This is a genomic window from Streptomyces sp. NPDC107528 (assembly GCF_055639295.1).
On sequence record NZ_JBVKAV010000006.1, the window covers coordinates 281,216 to 298,838 of the forward strand.

The window sequence follows — 17,623 nt, forward strand, 5'->3', positions numbered from 1 at the left end:
CAGTGCCCGCCGCTAGCCTCTCTGAGGTGTCCGCCCGTATCTCCGATCCCGAGCAGCTCAAGGAGCTCCTCGGCATCCCGTTCACGCCGGAGCAGACGGCCTGCATCACCGCGCCGCCCGCCCCGCAGGTCATCGTGGCCGGAGCCGGATCGGGCAAGACGACGGTGATGGCGGCACGCGTGGTGTGGCTGGTCGGCACCGGCCAGGTCGCCCCCGAACAGGTCCTCGGCCTGACCTTCACCAACAAGGCCGCCGGTGAACTCGCCGAACGCGTCCGCAAGGCGCTCATCAAGGCCGGCGTCACCGACCCCGACGTCATCGACCCGGACAACCCGCCGGGCGAGCCGGTGATCTCGACGTACCACGCCTTCGCCGGCCGCCTGCTGACCGACCACGGCCTGCGCATCGGCCTCGAACCGACGTCGCGCCTGCTCGCCGACGCCACCCGCTACCAGCTCGCCGCGCGCGTGCTGCGCGAAGCCCCGGGCCCCTACCCCGCACTGACCCGCTCCTTCGCCGACCTGGTCAGCGACCTCCTCACCCTCGACGCCGAACTCGCCGAGCACCTCGTACGGCCCGAGGCCCTGCGCGCATACGACGCCGGACTGCTGCTCACCCTGCAAGGCGCCAAGCTCACCAACGCCGATCTGCGCAAGGTCCCCGAGGCGGCCGCGGCCCGCCGGGAACTCGCCGACCTCGTGCGCCGCTACCGCGCGGCCAAGCGGGAGCGGGACCTGCTCGACTTCGGCGACCAGATCGCCCTGTCGGCACAGCTCGCCGGGGTCCCCGAGGTGGGCCCCATCCTGCGCGACGAGTTCCGTGTGGTCCTCCTGGACGAGTACCAGGACACGTCCGTCGCCCAACGCGTCCTCCTGGCAGGCCTGTTCGGTGGCGGTACCGGCCACCCGGTGACCGCTGTCGGAGACCCCTGCCAGGCGATCTACGGCTGGCGCGGCGCCTCCGTCGCCAACCTCGACGACTTCCCCGAGCACTTCGCGCACGCCGACGGGCGCCCCGCCGCCCGCCAGGCGCTCAGCGAGAACCGCCGCAGCGGGGGCCGCCTCCTCGACCTCGCCAACGGCCTCGCTGAGCCCCTGCGCGCCATGCACGCGGGCGTGGAGGCCCTCCGCCCGGCCCCGGGCGCCGAGCGCGACGGCACGGTCCGCTGTGCCCTCCTGCCCACCCATGGCGAGGAGATCGACTGGATCGCCGACTCCGTGGCGCACCTCGTCCGCACCGGCAAGGAACCCGGCGAGATCGCCGTCCTGTGCCGCACGGCGACCGACTTCGCCGAGATCCAGGCCGCGCTCGTCGCCCAGGACATCCCCGTCGAGGTGGTCGGCCTGTCCGGGCTGCTCCATCTGCCCGAGATCGCCGACCTGGTCGCCGTCTGCGAGGTCCTCCAGGACCCCGGGGCCAACGCCGCCCTGGTCCGCCTCCTCACCGGCCCGCGCTGGCGCATCGGCCCGCGCGACCTCGCCCTCCTGGGGCGCCGCGCACGGCGACTGGTGTCCTACGCGCGCGTGGACGGTGCCGACGACCCGGACCGCCGCCTCGCCGAGGCCGTCGAAGGGGTCGACCCCGCCGAGGTCATCTCGCTCGCGGACGCCCTCGACACGTTCCTCGAGACGCCGATGGACGGCGACGGGGACGACGACGGGCTGCCCTTCTCGCCGGACGCGCGCGTGCGGTTCGCGCGCCTGGCCACCGAACTGCGCGACCTGCGCCGCTCCCTGTCCGACCCGCTGATGGACGTCCTCCACCGCGTCCTCGCCGTCACCGGCCTGGAAGTGGAGCTGTCGGCGTCCCCGCACGCGCTGGCCGCCCGCCGCCGCGAGACCCTGTCCAACTTCCTCGACGTCGCCGCGTCCTTCGCGGCCGGCGACAACGAGGCGTCCCTGCTCGCCTTCCTGGGCTTCCTGCGCACCGCCGCCCAGTACGAGAAGGGGCTCGACAACGCCCTCCCGGGCGGCGAGAACACCGTCAAGGTGCTCACCGCGCACAAGTCCAAGGGCCTGGAGTGGGACGTCGTCGTCGTCCCCGGCCTGGTCACGGGCACCTTCCCCAGCACCCAGGGCCGCGAGAAGTGGACCGCGCAGGGCAAGGTCCTCCCGCACGAGCTGCGCGGCGACACCGACACGCTCCCGGACGTCGCCGCCTGGGACTCCCGCGGCCTGAAGGCCTTCCACGAGGCCATGAAGGATCACCAGCACACCGAGGAACTCCGCCTCGGCTACGTCACCTTCACCCGCCCCCGCTCCCTGCTCCTCGGCTCCGGCCACTGGTGGGGTCCCACCCAGAAGAAACCCCGCGGCCCCTCCGACTTCCTGCAGGCCCTGTACGAGCACTGCGCGGCCGGGTACGGCGAGATCGAGGCGTGGGCCGACGAGCCGGCCGAGGACGAGGAGAACCCGGCCCTACACCGGGAGAACGCCGACCAGCTGTGGCCCCTGCCCCTCGATGGGGCGGCCCTGGCCCGACGCCGGGCTGCCGCCGAGACGGTCCTGGCCCACCTGGAGACCCTCACCTCCCAGGAGGACCGCCACCCTGCCGCCGCACACGACCCGGACACGTACGACGATCCGGACTGGCCTCCGCCGCCGGACGACGACGACGCGTTCACGGATGATCTCCCCGACGACGATCTGCCCGACGAGGATGATCCCTTCGCCGACGAATCCTTCGCCGGCAATCCTTTTGCCGACGATTCCTTCGCCGGGGATCCCTTTGCCGACGATTCCTTTGCCGACGAAGGGATCGTCGAGGAGTCCTTCGGGGCCGGCTCCCGCCGAGACGGCCCCTTCGCGGACCGCTCCCCTCGGGACAGCTCCTTCGTGTCCGACCCCGACGATTCCTTCGCCGGCGACCGGTCGTCCGAGGCGGACCCCGGCGACTGGGATCCCCGGCCCACCGGCCGCCCGACCATCCCGCACCAGGCGACGGCCCCGGAGCCCCCCAGCGGACCACGCGCACACCCTCATCCCACGGAACCGGAACGCCTCACCCCCGAGGAGGCTCGCACCCTCGCCTCCTGGGACCGCGACCTCGACGCCCTCACCGGAGAGCTTCTGCGCGCCCGCGCGAGCGTCACCGACGTGCCCCTGCCCTCGTCGCTGACCGCGTCCCAGCTGATGCGGCTGGCGGCCGACCCGGACGGGTTCGCGCAGGAACTCGCGCGCCCCATGCCGCGCCCTCCACAACCTGCCGCGCGCCGCGGCACCCGATTCCACGCCTGGGTCGAGGCCCGCTTCGAAGAGCTCACGCTGCCCATGCTGGAGCCTGACGACCTGCCCGGCAGCGAGGCCGAGATCGCCGACGAGCGCGACCTGGAGGCCCTCAAGGAAGCCTTCGAGCGCACCGAGTACGCGCACCGCACGCCTTACCGGGTCGAGGCCCCCTTCCAGCTCGCGATCGCCGGCCGCGTCGTGAGGGGCCGGATCGACGCTGTCTACAAGGAGGGCGACGGCGACGGGGCGAGGTACGAGATCGTCGACTGGAAGACCAACCGGAGCCGCACCGCCGACCCGCTCCAGCTCGCCCTGTACCGGCTCGCCTGGGCCGAGCAGGAGGGCGTGCCGCTGGGGTCGGTCAACGCCTCGTTCCTTTACGTCCGCAGCGGTGAGGTCGTACGACCGGACGACCTGCCGGACCGGACGGCACTGGAGCGGTTGCTGACCGAGGACCCGGTCACGGAGGCGGAGTGTGAGGAACCGCCCACCGAGGATGTCGGTGCGGGCCGATAGGCTCGTGACCATGAGCCAGACCCCGGACAGCGCTGTCCGCACGTACATCGAACAGCACCGCGCCGCCTTCCTCGACGACCTCGCCGAGTGGCTGCGCATCCCGTCCGTGTCGGCCCAGCCCGACCACGCGCCCGACGTACGCCGCAGCGCCGACTGGCTCGCCGCCAAGCTCAAGGAGACCGGCTTCCCGACCGCCGAGGTCTGGCCGACCGCGGGCGCGCCCGCCGTCTTCGCCGAGTGGCCCTCCGACGACCCGAAGGCGCCCACGGTCCTTGTCTACGGCCACCATGACGTGCAGCCCGCCGCCCGTGAGGACGGTTGGGACAGCGAGCCCTTCGAGCCCGTCGTCCGCGAAGGGCGTCTCTACGCGCGCGGGGCGGCCGACGACAAGGGCCAGGTGTTCTTCCACACACTCGGCGTCCGCGCCCACCTCGCGACCACCGGCCGCAGCACGCCGGCCGTGCACTTGAAGCTGCTGATCGAGGGCGAGGAGGAGTCCGGCTCCCCGCACTTCCGCGCTCTCGTCCAGGAGCACGCCGAGCGACTCCACGCCGACGCCGTGATCGTGTCCGACACCGGCATGTGGTCCGAGAACACCCCCACCGTGTGCACCGGGATGCGCGGCCTGGCCGAGTGCGAGATCCGCCTGTACGGCCCCGACCAGGACATCCACTCCGGCTCCTTCGGCGGCGCCGTCCCCAACCCGGCGACCGCGGCCGCCCGCCTGGTCGCCGCCCTGCACGACGAGCACGCGCGCGTGGCGATCCCCGGCTTCTACGACGGCATCGTCGAACTGACCGACAGCGAGCGCGAGCTCTTCGCCGAATTGCCCTTCGACGAGCAGCAGTGGCTGCGCACCGCCAAGTCGTACGCCGCCCAGGGCGAGGCCGGGCACACCACCCTGGAGCGTGTCTGGGCCCGCCCCACCGCCGAGGTCAACGGCATCGGCGGCGGCTACCAGGGCCCCGGCAGCAAGACGATCATCCCGTCCTCCGCCATGGTGAAGCTCTCCTTCCGGCTGGTCGCGGGACAGGAGCCCGCTCACATCGAGAAGGCCGTCCGCGCGTGGGCCGACGCTCAGGTGCCGGCCGGGATCCGCTGCGAGATCACGTTCAGCGGGGCCACGCGCCCGTGCCTGACGCCGCTGGACCACCCCGCCCTGCAGTCCGTCGTACGCGCCATGGGCCGCGCCTTCGAGGGCCCGGTCCGCTTCACCCGCGAAGGCGGCTCGGGCCCTGCCGCCGACCTCCAGGACGTCCTCGGCGCACCCGTGCTCTTCCTGGGCATCTCCGTGCCCTCCGACGGCTGGCACGCCCCGAACGAGAAGGTCGAGCTCGACCTGCTGCTCAAAGGCGTCGAGACCACCGCCTACCTGTGGGGCGACCTGGCCGCGAACTGGCGTCATGCGCCCTGACCCACCTGGGCCGTCCGGACGGGCAGCGCGCGCGGGGCACACTGAACCGCCCGTCCCGCACCACCGAGCCCCGATGGCCCCGGTCGCCTCCCGTCGCACGTCCCGCCGATCCACCCGCCGAAGCACACCGTTCCACTGGGGGAGTTGGAAGCACCCGTGACCACTTCGACCGACCACACCGCCGACCGCCCCATCTCGCTCACCGCACCGAGCGGCATCGACCGCGCCGCCCACCACCGGCTCGACGAGGCCTGGCTCGCGGCGGCGTGGAGCCACCCCACGACCCGCTGCTTCGTGGTCTCCGGCGCTCAGGTCCTCGTCGACGAGACGGCGGACGGGCGCACCGAACTCGTCATGACCCCCTCCTTCGAGGCCCCTCTCACCGAGGCGCACCGCTACTTCCTCGGCATCGACGAGGACGGCGTCAGCTACTTCGCCCTCCAGAAGGACGCGCTGCCCGGCCGCATCGACCAGTCCGCGCGTCCGGCCGGCCTGCGTGAGGCCGGCCTGCTGCTGTCGCCGCGCGACGCCGGCCTGATGGTGCACGCCGTGGGCCTGGAGAACTGGCAGCGCACCCACCGCTTCTGCTCCCGCTGCGGCGAACGCACCGTGATCGCCGCGGCCGGCCACATCCGCCGCTGCCCGGCCTGCGGCGCCGAGCACTACCCGCGCACCGACCCCGCCGTGATCATGGCCGTCACCGACGAGGACGACCGCATCCTGCTCGGCCGCCAGGTCCACTGGCCCGAGGGCCGCTTCTCGACGCTCGCCGGTTTCGTCGAGCCCGGCGAGTCCATCGAGCAGGCGGTGCGCCGGGAGGTCTACGAGGAGGCCGGGGTCAGCGTCGGCCAGGTCGAGTACGTCGCCAGCCAGCCGTGGCCCTTCCCGTCCAGCCTCATGCTGGGCTTCATGGCCCGCGCCACATCCACCGAGGTCAACGTCGACGGCGACGAGATCCACGAGGCCCGCTGGTTCTCCCGCGAGGAACTGCGCGCCGCCTTCGACTCAGGCGAGGTCATGCCCCCGTACGGCATCTCTATCGCGGCCCGTCTGATCGAGCTCTGGTACGGCAAGCCGCTACCGACCCGCAGCGTCTGAGCGCAAAGAGAGGGTGGCCGCCCCGGCTCGGGGCGGCCACCCTCTCTTTGCGCTTGGATGCGCTTCGGTCACACGCCGATCTTCTGCTTCACCTGAGCCAGCGACGGGTTCGTCAGCGTCGAACCATCCCCGAACCGCACCGTGGGTACCGTCTGATTCCCGCCATTCGCCTTCTCGACGAACGCCGCGGACTCGGGGTCCTGCTCGATGTTGATCTCGGTGTACGCGATGCCCTCGCGTTCCAGCTGCTTCTTCAGCCGCTGGCAGTAGCCGCACCACGTGGTGCTGTACATCGTCACAGTGCCCTGCATGTCTCGCGCGCTCCTCTGATGGCTCGGGGAAACAGGTCGTCCGATGAGGGAACGTACGCGACCGCGGAGCCATTCCCACCCGGGGTATGCCCGGGTACGTGACGCCTGCCGCATTAGTGCGACTAACAATGTCCGCCTGTGGACAACCGGCACAGCCGTCTCGGGCGACCTGGCAGCATGGCCGTGTGACAGCAGCAACGCACTCCACCCTCTTCCCGCAGGTACCGGACTCTGCCGACGCGGTGCTCGAAGGGCTCGACCCCGAGCAGCGCGAGGTGGCCACCGCCCTGCACGGCCCGGTGTGCGTGCTCGCGGGCGCCGGTACGGGCAAGACCCGGGCGATCACCCACCGCATCGCCTACGGGGTGCGCGCCGGCATCCTCCAGCCCTCCAGCGTGCTCGCCGTCACCTTCACCAACCGGGCCGCCGGGGAGATGCGCGGCCGGCTCCGCCAGCTCGGTGCCGCCGGGGTCCAGGCACGTACGTTCCATTCGGCCGCTCTGCGCCAGCTCCAGTACTTCTGGCCGAAAGCGGTCGGTGGCTCCATGCCCCGGCTCGTCGACCGCAAGATCCAGCTCGTCGCCGACGCGGCCGCCGCCTGCCGCATCCGCCTTGACCGGAACGAGCTGCGGGACGTCACCGCCGAGATCGAGTGGTCCAAGGTCACCCGGACCGTCCCCGCCGACTATCCGCCCGCCGTCACCAAGGCGGGCCGCGACGCCCCCCGCGACCCGGCCGAGATCGCCCAGATCTACAACGTCTACGAGGACCTCAAGCGGGACCGCGCGGTCATCGACTTCGAGGACGTCCTGCTGCTCACCGTCGGCATCCTCCAGGACCGGCACGACATCGCCGACCAGGTCCGTTCCCAGTACCAGCACTTCGTGGTCGACGAGTACCAGGACGTCAGCCCGCTCCAGCAGCGCCTGCTGGAGCTGTGGCTCGGCGACCGGGACGACCTGTGCGTGGTCGGCGATGCCAGCCAGACGATCTACTCGTTCACGGGAGCAACTCCAGACCATCTGCTCGACTTCCGCACCCGTCACCCAGGCGCGACCGTCGTCAAGCTGGTCCGCGACTACCGCTCCACCCCTCAGGTCGTCCGCCTCGCCAACGGCGTGCTCGCCCAGGCCCGGGGCCGCGCCGCCGACCACCGCCTGGAACTGGTCTCCCAGCGCGACCCGGGTCCCGAGCCGGTGTACACGGAGTACACGGACGAGCCCGCCGAGGCCGAGGGGGCCGCTCGCCGGATCCGGGACCTCATGGACTCCGGGATTGCGGCCGGCGAGATCGCCATCCTGTTCCGTACGAACTCCCAGTCCGAGACCTACGAACAGGCCCTCGCCGACGCGGGCGTCCCCTACCAGCTGCGGGGTGCCGAGCGGTTCTTCGACCGGCCCGAGGTGCGCAAGGCGGGCATCGCCCTGCGCGGCGCGGCCCGCTTCGGGGGCAACGACTCACTCCTCGACGACGCCGTCGACCTGCCCTCGCAGGTCCGGGCCGTGCTGTCGGGCGAGGGCTGGACGACCGAGCCCCCGGCCGGCTCCGGGGCCGTCAGAGAACGCTGGGAGTCGCTGGCCGCCCTGGTGAACCTCGCCCAGGACTTCGCCGCCGCCAAACCGGGCGCCTCCCTCGCCGACCTCGTCGCTGAGCTCGACGAGCGGGCGAACGCCCAGCACGCCCCGACCGTCCAAGGCGTCACCCTTGCCTCTCTCCATTCGGCCAAGGGCCTGGAGTGGGACGTCGTCTTCCTGGTCGGCGTCGCCGAGGGCATGATGCCGATCACCTACGCAAAGACGGACGAGCAGATCGAGGAGGAACGCCGGCTCCTCTACGTAGGTGTCACCCGCGCCAGGCTGCACCTCCATGTCTCCTGGGCGCTCACCCGCGCACCCGGCGGCCGCCCGAATCGCCGCCCGAGCCGCTTCCTCGACGGACTGCGCCCCGGCTCGGCCGCCACCGCAGGACGCGCCGCCGCTGTCGGTTCCGGCGGTGTCGAGCGCGGCTTCACGAGCAGGCCGGACGCCGCCCCGAGACGCACCCAGCGCTCCCCGGCCCGCTGCCGTGTCTGTGGGCGCACCCTCACCGACGCCGGCGAGATGAAGCTGATGCGCTGCGAGGGTTGCCCCTCCGACATGGACGAGGGCCTCTACGAACGGCTCCGCGAGTGGCGTGCGGTCCAGGCCCGGCTCAGCGGGCAGCCGGACTTCTGCGTCTTCACGGACCGGACCCTGATGGCCATCGCAGAGGCGGAGCCGACCAGTCCGGTTGAGCTGTCCCGCATCTCCGGCGTCCTCAAGCGGAAGCTGGAGCGCTACGGATCAGATGTGCTGGCCATCTGTGCAGGCCAGGAGGTTGGGGAGGGCTCCGACGGGGAATGACACGAACTCGTCGAAAAAATAGTTTGCGCATGCCCCAGCAATCCCCATAGGTTCTTAGCCACGGGAACGGAGGCCTTCTCGGAGGCCCTAATTCCGTGTTCTACTTGCATACCCGACGGACTGGTTCACCCCAGTCCCCTTAGACGCCGAGAGGAGGCGAGTCCAGTGATCAGCATCAACACCAGTTCCATCAGCAGCGTGAAAATGACCGATCCCTCGGTCGTCGCCTCCCTGTGCATGCTCGGCGCCTCGAACCAGGGCACCGGTCTGTCCGGCATCCGTGCCGCGCGTCCGGCGTCCGCCCTGTCTCTCGCGGGTCTTCCTGTCCGCGAGGGCAATGAGCGACCGACGAAGGCACTGGAAGCGGCAGTAGTGGCACGGGCCAAGGCCTATGCCTTTACGGCGACCGGTGCCGGATTCCGGAAGCAGACGAAGCAGCACCACCTGATGTGGGCCTTCCGTGGGCCAGAACCCTGGAGTGATCCAGCCTGATCGTCGATCAGGCCGGCGCCTTCAGGGCCGCGGAACCCCATCCGGGATCCGCGGCCCTTCTGTTTGTCCCAAAACAGGGATGACGGAGCGAAGGGGCCTCGGGACAAGAACGACCCGGTACCAGCCGCCACCCGGCCCAACAGGGCCGGAACGACCAGACGAGGAAGACGAACCGTGCAACTCGAAGCGCACGCCCCGTCCGTACCGCCTTCAGACGTGATCCCCAAGCCCGGCCCCACGGAGGACTCCACCTTGACCCCGCTGACTGCGCTCACCGCGCTCGACGACGCCATCGAGAACCTCGGCGTGCCCGTCCCCTGCCGTTCCTACGACCCGGAGGTCTTCTTCGCCGAGTCGCCGGCGGACGTCGAGTACGCCAAGTCCCTCTGCCGCACCTGCCCGCTGATGGAGGCCTGCCTCGCCGGCGCCAAGGAGCGGCGTGAGCCCTGGGGCGTCTGGGGTGGCGAGCTGTTCGTCCAGGGTGTCGTCGTCGCCCGGAAGCGGCCGCGTGGTCGCCCGCGCAAGAACCCGGTCACGGCATGAACACCACCGGAACGATCGACCGTCCCTTCACGCACGACCCCCAGAAGCAGGCCCCGATGAAGCCGTCCACCCACGAGCTCGCAGGCTCCGCGCCTGAAGACTTCACCACCAGTGGCGCGAACGACTCGCGTCAGAACAGGAACCGAGAGATGCAACTCATCCAAGAAGCCCTGGCACGTGCGCATATGCACGAGCGCCGGTACGTGGCCGAGCAGGAACGCCGGGCCGTGCGCCTGGCGACCGCTCGCCGCATGCAGCGTCGGGCCGAGCGGGCCTCGCTGCGCGCCCGCCGCGCGCTCGCCATGGCGGTCATGCAGTAATCGACCTCGCCGCCGGACCGCGGCGGTGGCCTCCCGACCCGGGAGGCGGTAGCTCCCCGCGGGGGCCGGTTCCGTACGAACGGGACCGGCCCCCGCAGTGCGTTGTGACCGCCGATCGGGCAGCGGCGGAGTTATCGTCGCTGAGTGACGAGTCTTTCCGGAGGCAGTGACAACGGCGGTTCCGCCACGGAGCCCCAGTCCCTCGTGTGCGCTCGCTGCGGCACCAGGGCCAAGGCCCCGCAGCCCACCTGGACCTGCTCCGTGGAGAACGGCACTCGCCACTACGTCTGCGACACCTGCTCCAGGGAGAACCTCAGAGCGATCGAGGGACGCCTGGACTCGGCCTGGTGGTAGGGCCGCTCACGCCTCCGCCGCCGACTCCTCCTCTTCCGTCAGCTCCTCCGGCACGAAGCCGGGCAGCCAGTCCTCCAACTCCTCGCGCAGTCGCACCGTCGCGCCCAGCTGGCACAGCACACCGATGGTGCTCAACGTCACCCGGTGGATGAGGAGATAAGCCGGGGGCAGGTTGAGCTGCTTGGCCAGCTGGTAGGCGGGCGAGCGGGGGTCGGCCACACGCCCGGCCTGACTGCGCATCCAGCCGCGGGTGAAGGTGAACTCCTCCACCTGAGCCGGTTCGATGATCGGCAGCAGATAGTCGAGGACGGCGTTCGGGTCCAGGTCGATCGACTCCTTGACGAAGCCCTCGGTGCAGAGCAGTTCGTAGACCGCCTCCGCCTCGCCGTCCAGAGTCATGCGCAGGGAGTCGCCGATGGGGGTCGGCAGACCACCCGGGAGCCGGTCGACCGTGCCGAAGTCCAGGACACCCAGCCGCCAGTCGTCCGCACCCTCCGGGCCGCCCGGCAGGAGACGGAAGTTCCCCGGGTGGGGGTCTGCGTGCAGCAGTCCGGTGCGGGCCGGGCCGGAGAAGAGGAAGCGGGCCAGGAGCTGGCCGGCGCGGTTGCGCTGCTCCTCGGTGCCGTCGGAGATCACCTCCGAGAGCGGGACGCCGTCGATCCACTCCGTGACCAGGACCTGATCGCACTGGTGGACCACCGCAGGGACGACGACGTCCGGATCGTCGGCGAACTCCTCCGCGTGGGCCTGCTGGGCCTGCGCTTCCAGGCCGTAGTCCAGTTCCTCGGAGACCCGGTCCTTCAGCTCCGCGATCAGCGGCTTGATGTCCATGCCCGGAATCAGCGGACCCAAGAGCCGGGCAAAGCGGCTCAGTTGGTTCAAATCGGACAGTAGGGCCTCGCCGGCTCCCGGGTACTGCACCTTGACGGCCACCTCACGGCCGTCATGCCACACCCCCCGGTGCACCTGGCCGATCGAGGCGGCAGCGGCGGGCTTGTCCTCGAACTCCAGGAACAGCTCCTGCCAGTCCTCGCCGAGCCGCTCCGCCAGCACCGAGTGCACGGTGCGCGTCGGCATCGGGGGGGCGGCCTCCTGCAGTTTGGTGAGCGCCGCGCGGTAGGGGCCGGCGATCTCCTCGGGCAGGGCCGACTCGAAGACGGACAGGGCCTGTCCGAACTTCATCGCACCGCCCTTGAGCTCGCCGAGCACCTTGAACATCTGCTCGGCGGTGCGTTGCTGCAGCTCGCGGCCGACGATCTCCGCGGACTCGCCGACGATCCGCTTGCCCAGTCCCCAGGTCGCCCGTCCGGCGAAGCCGAGCGGGAGCGCGGCGAGCTTGGCGGTACGGGTGACCGCCTTGCGGGGAAGATCAGACATGCGCCCTCCAGGTACCAGCGGACCGCTCCGAGTCTGCCGCACGGCGTGACTCCTTCGGCGGCCGTTGCTCCGCCATTGTCTCGCGCTACTGCTCGTCCTCGGAGGGGTGTTCTCCCTCACCTTTCTCCGTGGCGCCGCACGCGCATGCGTGGTGCGCCCACACCGGCCGCGCGTACCAGCTCAGACCGGGTAGCGATACCTCCCAGCGTGCACCGGCGCTCGACGGAACTCGTCCATCCAGAAAGGCTAGGGCGTGCGCGGCCGTCAGACCGGCGACCGTGGTGGCCAGTGCGAGATCACAGGGGCGTACGTCGCGTGTTCGTCCGGTGCCGGAGCGCCACTGCGCGACCAGACGGGGCCAGGCCGGGTCCAGGTCGGTGCGTCCCTCGTGGAGACACCCCGCACAGGGTGTCTCACCGGGCAGGACCAGCGGGCCGACCACGCCGGTGCCCTCCACGACGCCGGCGTACAGATGCGGCGTACCCGAAGCGATCAGGGGTTCGGCGGCGGACGGGGACGGCGCGTGCACCGCGACGTCGTCCCGGGGCGCGATGATCACCAGGGAGTGGCCGGCGCCGTCCTGCCCAGGAGGTGACTGGGCGCTCCGGCGTGGTGGCCGGTCCGGTGCGCAGCGGCGTGCGGCCCGACGGGCGGCCTCGTCCCTGCGGTCGCCGACCGCGTCCGCGGGCAGCCCGCCGGGTGCCACGTCCCACGGCTCGACCCGGCCGACGTCGCGCACGTCGACCTCCCCCACCCCCGCGCCCGACAGCAGCGAGGCCACCATCGCGCCCACCCGGCCGGCGCCCCTCACTTGTACGCGCAGTGAACGGCGGGCGGCCAGGCGGCCCATCGCCTCGCCCGGTTCGGACGTGGTCAGGGACAGCGAGGCCAGGTCGGGGCGCAGCCGGTCCAGGACATCCTTCCTGCGCCGAAGGGCATCGCCGGCCGGCCCGCCTCCCTTCGCGTCGTCGACGAGTCCCGCCCCTGCCAGCCGTCGCACCAGCCCGTCGACATGACCGTCCGGCAGGTCCATCCGGCGGCCCTCTGCGCGCAGCAGCTCCAGCCCGCGAGTGCCGTCGAGCTGATCGAGGAAACTGCCCGTCGCCGTGTCCATCGGACCCAGCGTCAGGGCGTGCGCCGGAGTCATCCCGAACTGCACCGTGTTGAGATCCCGCCAGCCACGCCTGAGCGCGGGCTTCAGTAAGGGAGTCAGCGGAGCCATTGGAGCCTTTGGAGCCGGCGGAGCCGTTGAAGTCGGCGTGGACGATGTAGTCGACCGAACCGTCGAATCTCCTGAAACAGCCGAAACCGTCGCTTGCATGAACAGGCCCCCGTAGCCGTCGTGGAACGTCCCCGTGTGCCGGTGGAGCTCGGTCGCAGCGCCGCCGGTGACAGCCAGCATGCCCCGACAGGGAACCCGGCGCCGAAAGTTGTCCACAGGCGGTGGATATTCGTCGTACAAATCAAACGCACGGTGGGGGATCGGCACGGAACCGTCCCGGAGTCGGGACTTCCCCCATGCGCAGCGGGTAACGTCGGGGCGTGTCCGCCGACCCACTGCACCGCGCCGGAACGCCACAGCGCAGTACGACGAGCCCGCCGTCGAGCGGCTCGGGGGCGAGCGCGATCGAGGTCCGCAGAAGCGCCCGGCGCCGCCGGACGGTCTCGGCGTACCGCGAGGGCGATCGCACCGTCGTGCTCATCCCCGCCCGGATGTCCGAGGCCGAGGAGCAGCGCTGGGTGAGCGTCATGCTCGACAAGCTTGCCGCCCAGGAGAGCAAGCGGGTCCTCGGTGACACCGAACTGGCCGAGCGGGCGGAGCGGCTGTCGGCGCAGTACTTCGACGGCCGCGCGCGGCCCAACTCGGTCCGCTGGGTCACCAACCAGAACACACGCTGGGGCTCGTGCACCCCGGCCGAGGGCAGCATCCGGCTCTCGCACCGCCTGCAGGGCATGCCCGAGTACGTCGTCGACTACGTCCTCCTTCACGAACTCGCGCATCTCCTGGTGCCCGGGCACGGGCCCCGCTTCTGGCGGCTGCTGGAGGGCTATCCCCGCACCGAGCGGGCGAAGGGCTACCTGGAAGGCGTGGTCGCCGCCGAACGGTTGCCTCATCTGCCCGGCGCCCGCGGCGAATGACCGCTCCCCGAGGACCCCCGGAGGCGGTGCTTCCGGTTCGGTCGGGCGAGGGTTGTGTACCGGGTCTGTACCGGCTTGGCTCGATGTCAGAGTTTGCCGTTAGCCTGGCGCGACGCAATCACATTCGGGATGGGGGACGGTCGTTACGCATGGCCAGGGAATTCCAACGCGGCCACAAGGCCAGGATCAGTGACCTCACCTCGGGCACCGATCTGTACGTAGGGGTACAGATCGCCGCTCCGGGGCTGTCGTTCGACATCAGCTGCTTCGGTCTCGACGCCGACGAACAGCTCTCGGACGACCGCTACTTCGTCTTCTTCAATCAGCCGAAGTCACCTGAGGAGTCCATCCAGCTCCTCGGCGCCCAGGCGGGCGACACGGAGTCCTTCCGCGTCACGCTCGACAAGATCCCCCCGCAGATCCAGAAGCTGTCCTTCACGGCGACGATCGATGGCGCCGGACAGATGTCGCAGGTCAGCCCCGGGTACATTCGCATCGTCGCCGGCGGCGAGGAGGTGGCCCGGTACGCCTTCAGCGGCTCGGAGTTCACCACCGAACGCGCCGTGATGCTGGGCGACTTCTACCTCAAGGACGTCTGGCGGTTCGCCGCCGTCGGACAGGGCTTCGACGGTGGGCTCGATGCGCTCCTGAGGAACTTCGGCGGCGAGGTCGCCGAGGAGGAGACGCCGGAAGTCCCGCAGCAGGCCCAGCAGCCGCAGGCCGGTGCGGCCCCTGGCTTCGCACCGCCCGCCTTCGGCGCCCCGGCCCCCGCGCCTGCACCGGCCCCGGCTCCCGCGCCCGCACCGCAGCCCGCCGCGCAGGGCTTCGCGCCCCCGCAGGGGTCCACGCCGCCGCCTCCGGCCCCGGCGCCCTCGGTGCATGCCCAGCCCACGATCGTCGCGCCGATCACGCCGCCGGGTGGCGCCCCGCCGCCCCCCGCCCCGGCTCCCGCGCCCTACGGCCAGCCGGGTCAGCAGCAGCCGTACGGCCAGCCCGGACAGCAGCCGCCGTACGGCCAGGCGCCCGCCCCGAGCGCCCCGCCGCCCCCCGGTTACGCCCAGCCCCAGGCACCGCAGACGCCGGCCCCGCCCCCCGGTTACGCCCAGCCCCAGGCACCGCAGACGCCGGCCCCGCCCCCCGGTTACGGCCAGCCGACCCCGCCGCCCGGCTACGGTCAGCCGACCCCGCCTCCGGGCTATGGCCAGCAGCCCCCCTACGGGCAGGTCCCGGGCCAGCAGGCGCCTTATGGAGCCCCGCAGGGTGCACCTCAGGGTGCACCCCAGGGCCCCGGTGTGGCCGCGGCGCTCCAGCAGTTCAAGGAGACGCCCACCGGTCAGCGCTGGACGCAACAGAACAAGAAGATGGTCCGGGTCGACCTCGGCATCGGCGGGCAGCCCGTACTGGCCCGGCAGGGCAGCATGGTGCTCTACCAGGGCAAGGTCGACTTCAGCTACAAGGGCGCCGGGTTCTCCGGCCGGATCGTGGGCAACGCGACCGGCCAGGAGATGCAGCTGATGCGCTGTACCGGCCAGGGCCAGGTGTTCCTCGCCGAGAACTCCACGATGCTGCACCCCATCGAGCTCCAGGGCGACGGCATCTGCGTTTCCGCCGAGAACGTCCTCGCCTTCGACGAGAGCCTTCAGTACGAGGTCCGCCGTATCGAGGGCCACGGTATCCCCGGCGGCGCGCTGTTCACGATGCAGTTCACCGGCACAGGCACCATCGTCGTCAAGACGCACGGCACGCCCGTGGTGCTGCCGGTCACGCCCACGACGTTCGCCGACGCCAACGCCGTGGTCGCCTGGTCGTCCGCGGCCCAGGTGATCGTCTCCAGCCAGGTACGGATGCGCCGCAACGCGTACCCCGGCGACACCGGAGAGAGCGTGAACCTCCAGTTCCGGGCCGCCCCCGGCAACTTCATCGTCGTCCAGCCGTACGAGATCTGAGGGAGCCCGTCATGAACCAGCCACTCGCGGGCTTCGCCCCCGCACCCGTCTCCGCTCGCATGGAGAACCACGGCAACCACATGGCGAAGATCGCCATGCAGACCGGGAACGACCTCTTCGCACGCGTGGGGTCGATGGTCGCCTACGAAGGCTTCGTCCAGTACGAGCCCAACCCGCCGGCCGTGCGCCAGATCGCCAAGGACTGGATGACCGGCGAGGGCGCACCCCTGATGAAGTGCTCCGGCGACGGACTGCTCTACCTCGCCGACTACGGCGCCAACGTCGTCATCATCAACCTCAACGGCGACGGCATCTCCGTCAACGCCACCAACCTGCTCGCCTTCGACGCCCATCTGACGTGGGGCGTCGAGCGGGTGAAGGGCCTGGCGAAGTTCGCCGGACAGGGCCTGTGGAACACCAAGATCTCCGGGCAGGGCTGGGTCGCGCTGACCTCCCGGGGCAAGCCGATCGTCGTCGACTGCGGCGGCGGCGAGGACGAGACGTACGTCGACCCGGACGCGCTCGTCGCCTGGTCCCCGAACCTCAAGGTGAAGGGCAAGCGCAGCTTCAAGGCGCAGTCGCTCATCGGCCGGGGCAGCGGTGAGGCCTACCAGATGGCCTTCTCCGGCCAGGGCATCGTCGTCGTCCAGCCCAGCGAGGACAGCACCGACCGTCTCCGGGTCCGGGGCTGAGGGGGAGCCAGAACGCCATGCAGAGTCCGCTTTTCGCCTACAACGACCAGCAGACCCAGGAGCGCTGGAGCCTGCAGAACAAGCACATGCTCCGCGTCGCCCTGGAGGGCCACGACGACATCCTCGCCCGCAAGGGGACCATGGTCGCCTATCAGGGCCTGGTCGAGTTCGACGCCGAGTTCCAGAGCAACCAGCAGGGACGCGCGCGTGCGCACACCGGCGAGGGCCTCGACCTGATGCGCTGCCACGGGCAGGGCACGGTCTACCTCGCCAACCTCAAGCAGCACGTGCACTTGGTGGACGTGGAGCAGGACGGCCTGACCGTCGACAGCAGCTACGTGCTGGCGATGGACTCCTCGCTGCACCACGAGGTCATCGCCGTCGACAGCCTCTACGGCATCTCCGGCTCCGGGAAGTACCAGCTCAACATCACCGGCCGCGGCAAGGTCGCTCTGATGACCTCGGGCATGCCGCTGATGATGCAGGTGACGCCCGACAAGTACGTCAACTGCGACGCCGATGCGATCGTCGCGTGGTCGACAGGCCTGCGCGTCCAGATGCAGTCCCAGACGCACTCCTCCGGGGTGTGGCGGCGCCGCGGCAACACCGGTGAGGGCTGGGAGCTCAGCTTCATGGGCAGCGGTTACGCGATCGTCCAGCCCAGCGAGCTGCTGCCACCGCAGAACGCCCAGGTCGGATCGGGCCTCGCCGCGCAGTACGGCATGGGCCAGCAGGGAGCGCGAGGCCAGAACCAGGGCAACGTCTGGAGCTGATCGCTCCGCCGATGGGGCCGAGGAGGCTCGAGGGCCGTGG

The 17,623-nt window shown here is 71.0% G+C and carries 14 protein-coding genes and 1 pseudogene; 12 read left to right on the top strand and 3 right to left on the bottom strand.

The genetic code is table 11. The annotated features are described in order from the left end of the window. The first annotated feature begins 26 nt into the window (after nt 1-26). The 3 genes from ACZ7L5_RS21060 to nudC all read left to right on the top strand — a co-directional run bounded on the left by ACZ7L5_RS21060 (nt 27) and on the right by nudC (nt 6,255). Nucleotides 27-3,743, top strand: a complete 3,717-nt coding sequence (locus ACZ7L5_RS21060) for a UvrD-helicase domain-containing protein (RefSeq protein WP_471518306.1) — start codon at nt 27-29, stop codon at nt 3,741-3,743. Between the two features lie 10 nt (nt 3,744-3,753). Beyond that, nucleotides 3,754-5,157 carry a dipeptidase gene (locus tag ACZ7L5_RS21065; RefSeq protein WP_471518307.1) on the top strand — a complete coding sequence of 468 codons (1,404 nt, stop codon included), beginning with the start codon at nt 3,754-3,756 and terminating at the stop codon, nt 5,155-5,157. Between the two features lie 156 nt (nt 5,158-5,313). Then, a complete protein-coding gene (nudC, locus tag ACZ7L5_RS21070; protein WP_365060002.1) occupies nt 5,314-6,255 on the top strand; it encodes an NAD(+) diphosphatase in 942 nt (313 codons plus the stop codon). Nucleotides 6,256-6,323: 68 nt separating this feature from the next. Here the strand turns inward: nudC and ACZ7L5_RS21075 are convergent, their stop codons facing one another. Beyond that, nucleotides 6,324-6,566, bottom strand: a complete 243-nt coding sequence (locus tag ACZ7L5_RS21075; RefSeq protein WP_471518308.1) for a mycoredoxin — start codon at nt 6,564-6,566, stop codon at nt 6,324-6,326. A gap of 128 nt (nt 6,567-6,694) precedes the next feature. On the opposite strand from ACZ7L5_RS21075, the gene ACZ7L5_RS21080 reads away from it, so the two are divergent. From ACZ7L5_RS21080 to ACZ7L5_RS21100, 5 genes are all read left to right on the top strand, one after another. Further along, nucleotides 6,695-8,947, top strand: coding sequence for an ATP-dependent DNA helicase UvrD2 (locus ACZ7L5_RS21080; protein ID WP_471518309.1), 2,253 nt, complete (start codon nt 6,695-6,697; stop codon nt 8,945-8,947). A gap of 165 nt (nt 8,948-9,112) precedes the next feature. After that, nucleotides 9,113-9,439 (top strand): hypothetical protein, encoded by a 327-nt coding sequence (locus ACZ7L5_RS21085; RefSeq protein ID WP_471518310.1) that lies wholly within the window; start codon nt 9,113-9,115, stop codon nt 9,437-9,439. A gap of 174 nt (nt 9,440-9,613) precedes the next feature. Next, nucleotides 9,614-9,982 (top strand): WhiB family transcriptional regulator, encoded by a 369-nt coding sequence (locus ACZ7L5_RS21090; protein ID WP_363035238.1) that lies wholly within the window; start codon nt 9,614-9,616, stop codon nt 9,980-9,982. After that, on the top strand, nt 9,979-10,302 hold the full coding sequence (locus ACZ7L5_RS21095; RefSeq protein WP_362380647.1) for a hypothetical protein: 324 nt from the start codon (nt 9,979-9,981) through the stop codon (nt 10,300-10,302). The genes ACZ7L5_RS21090 and ACZ7L5_RS21095 overlap by 4 nt, the downstream gene beginning before the upstream one ends. 144 nt (nt 10,303-10,446) lie before the next feature. Then, nucleotides 10,447-10,656 (top strand): hypothetical protein, encoded by a 210-nt coding sequence (locus tag ACZ7L5_RS21100; RefSeq protein WP_471518311.1) that lies wholly within the window; start codon nt 10,447-10,449, stop codon nt 10,654-10,656. 6 nt (nt 10,657-10,662) lie between these two features. Here the strand turns inward: ACZ7L5_RS21100 and ACZ7L5_RS21105 are convergent, their stop codons facing one another. Beyond that, nucleotides 10,663-12,033 (bottom strand): ABC1 kinase family protein, encoded by a 1,371-nt coding sequence (locus ACZ7L5_RS21105; protein ID WP_471518312.1) that lies wholly within the window; start codon nt 12,031-12,033, stop codon nt 10,663-10,665. Beyond that, nucleotides 12,026-13,246 (bottom strand): annotated as a pseudogene (locus ACZ7L5_RS21110) (ThiF family adenylyltransferase). Before ACZ7L5_RS21110 ends, ACZ7L5_RS21105 begins: the two are co-directional and overlap by 8 nt. A 329-nt stretch (nt 13,247-13,575) precedes the next feature. On the opposite strand from ACZ7L5_RS21110, the gene ACZ7L5_RS21115 reads away from it, so the two are divergent. The 4 genes from ACZ7L5_RS21115 (at nt 13,576) to ACZ7L5_RS21130 (ending at nt 17,583) form a co-directional block, all read left to right on the top strand. Then, nucleotides 13,576-14,172, top strand: a complete 597-nt coding sequence (locus ACZ7L5_RS21115) for a M48 metallopeptidase family protein (protein ID WP_362380644.1) — start codon at nt 13,576-13,578, stop codon at nt 14,170-14,172. Between the two features lie 149 nt (nt 14,173-14,321). Further along, the gene (locus ACZ7L5_RS21120) at nt 14,322-16,118 is read left to right on the top strand and encodes a TerD family protein (protein WP_471518313.1); all 1,797 of its coding nucleotides are present in this window, start codon (nt 14,322-14,324) and stop codon (nt 16,116-16,118) included. 11 nt (nt 16,119-16,129) lie between these two features. Next, nucleotides 16,130-16,810 carry an AIM24 family protein gene (locus tag ACZ7L5_RS21125; RefSeq protein WP_362380642.1) on the top strand — a complete coding sequence of 227 codons (681 nt, stop codon included), beginning with the start codon at nt 16,130-16,132 and terminating at the stop codon, nt 16,808-16,810. A gap of 17 nt (nt 16,811-16,827) precedes the next feature. Next, nucleotides 16,828-17,583 carry an AIM24 family protein gene (locus ACZ7L5_RS21130; protein WP_471518314.1) on the top strand — a complete coding sequence of 252 codons (756 nt, stop codon included), beginning with the start codon at nt 16,828-16,830 and terminating at the stop codon, nt 17,581-17,583. Nucleotides 17,584-17,623: the final 40 nt, after the last annotated feature.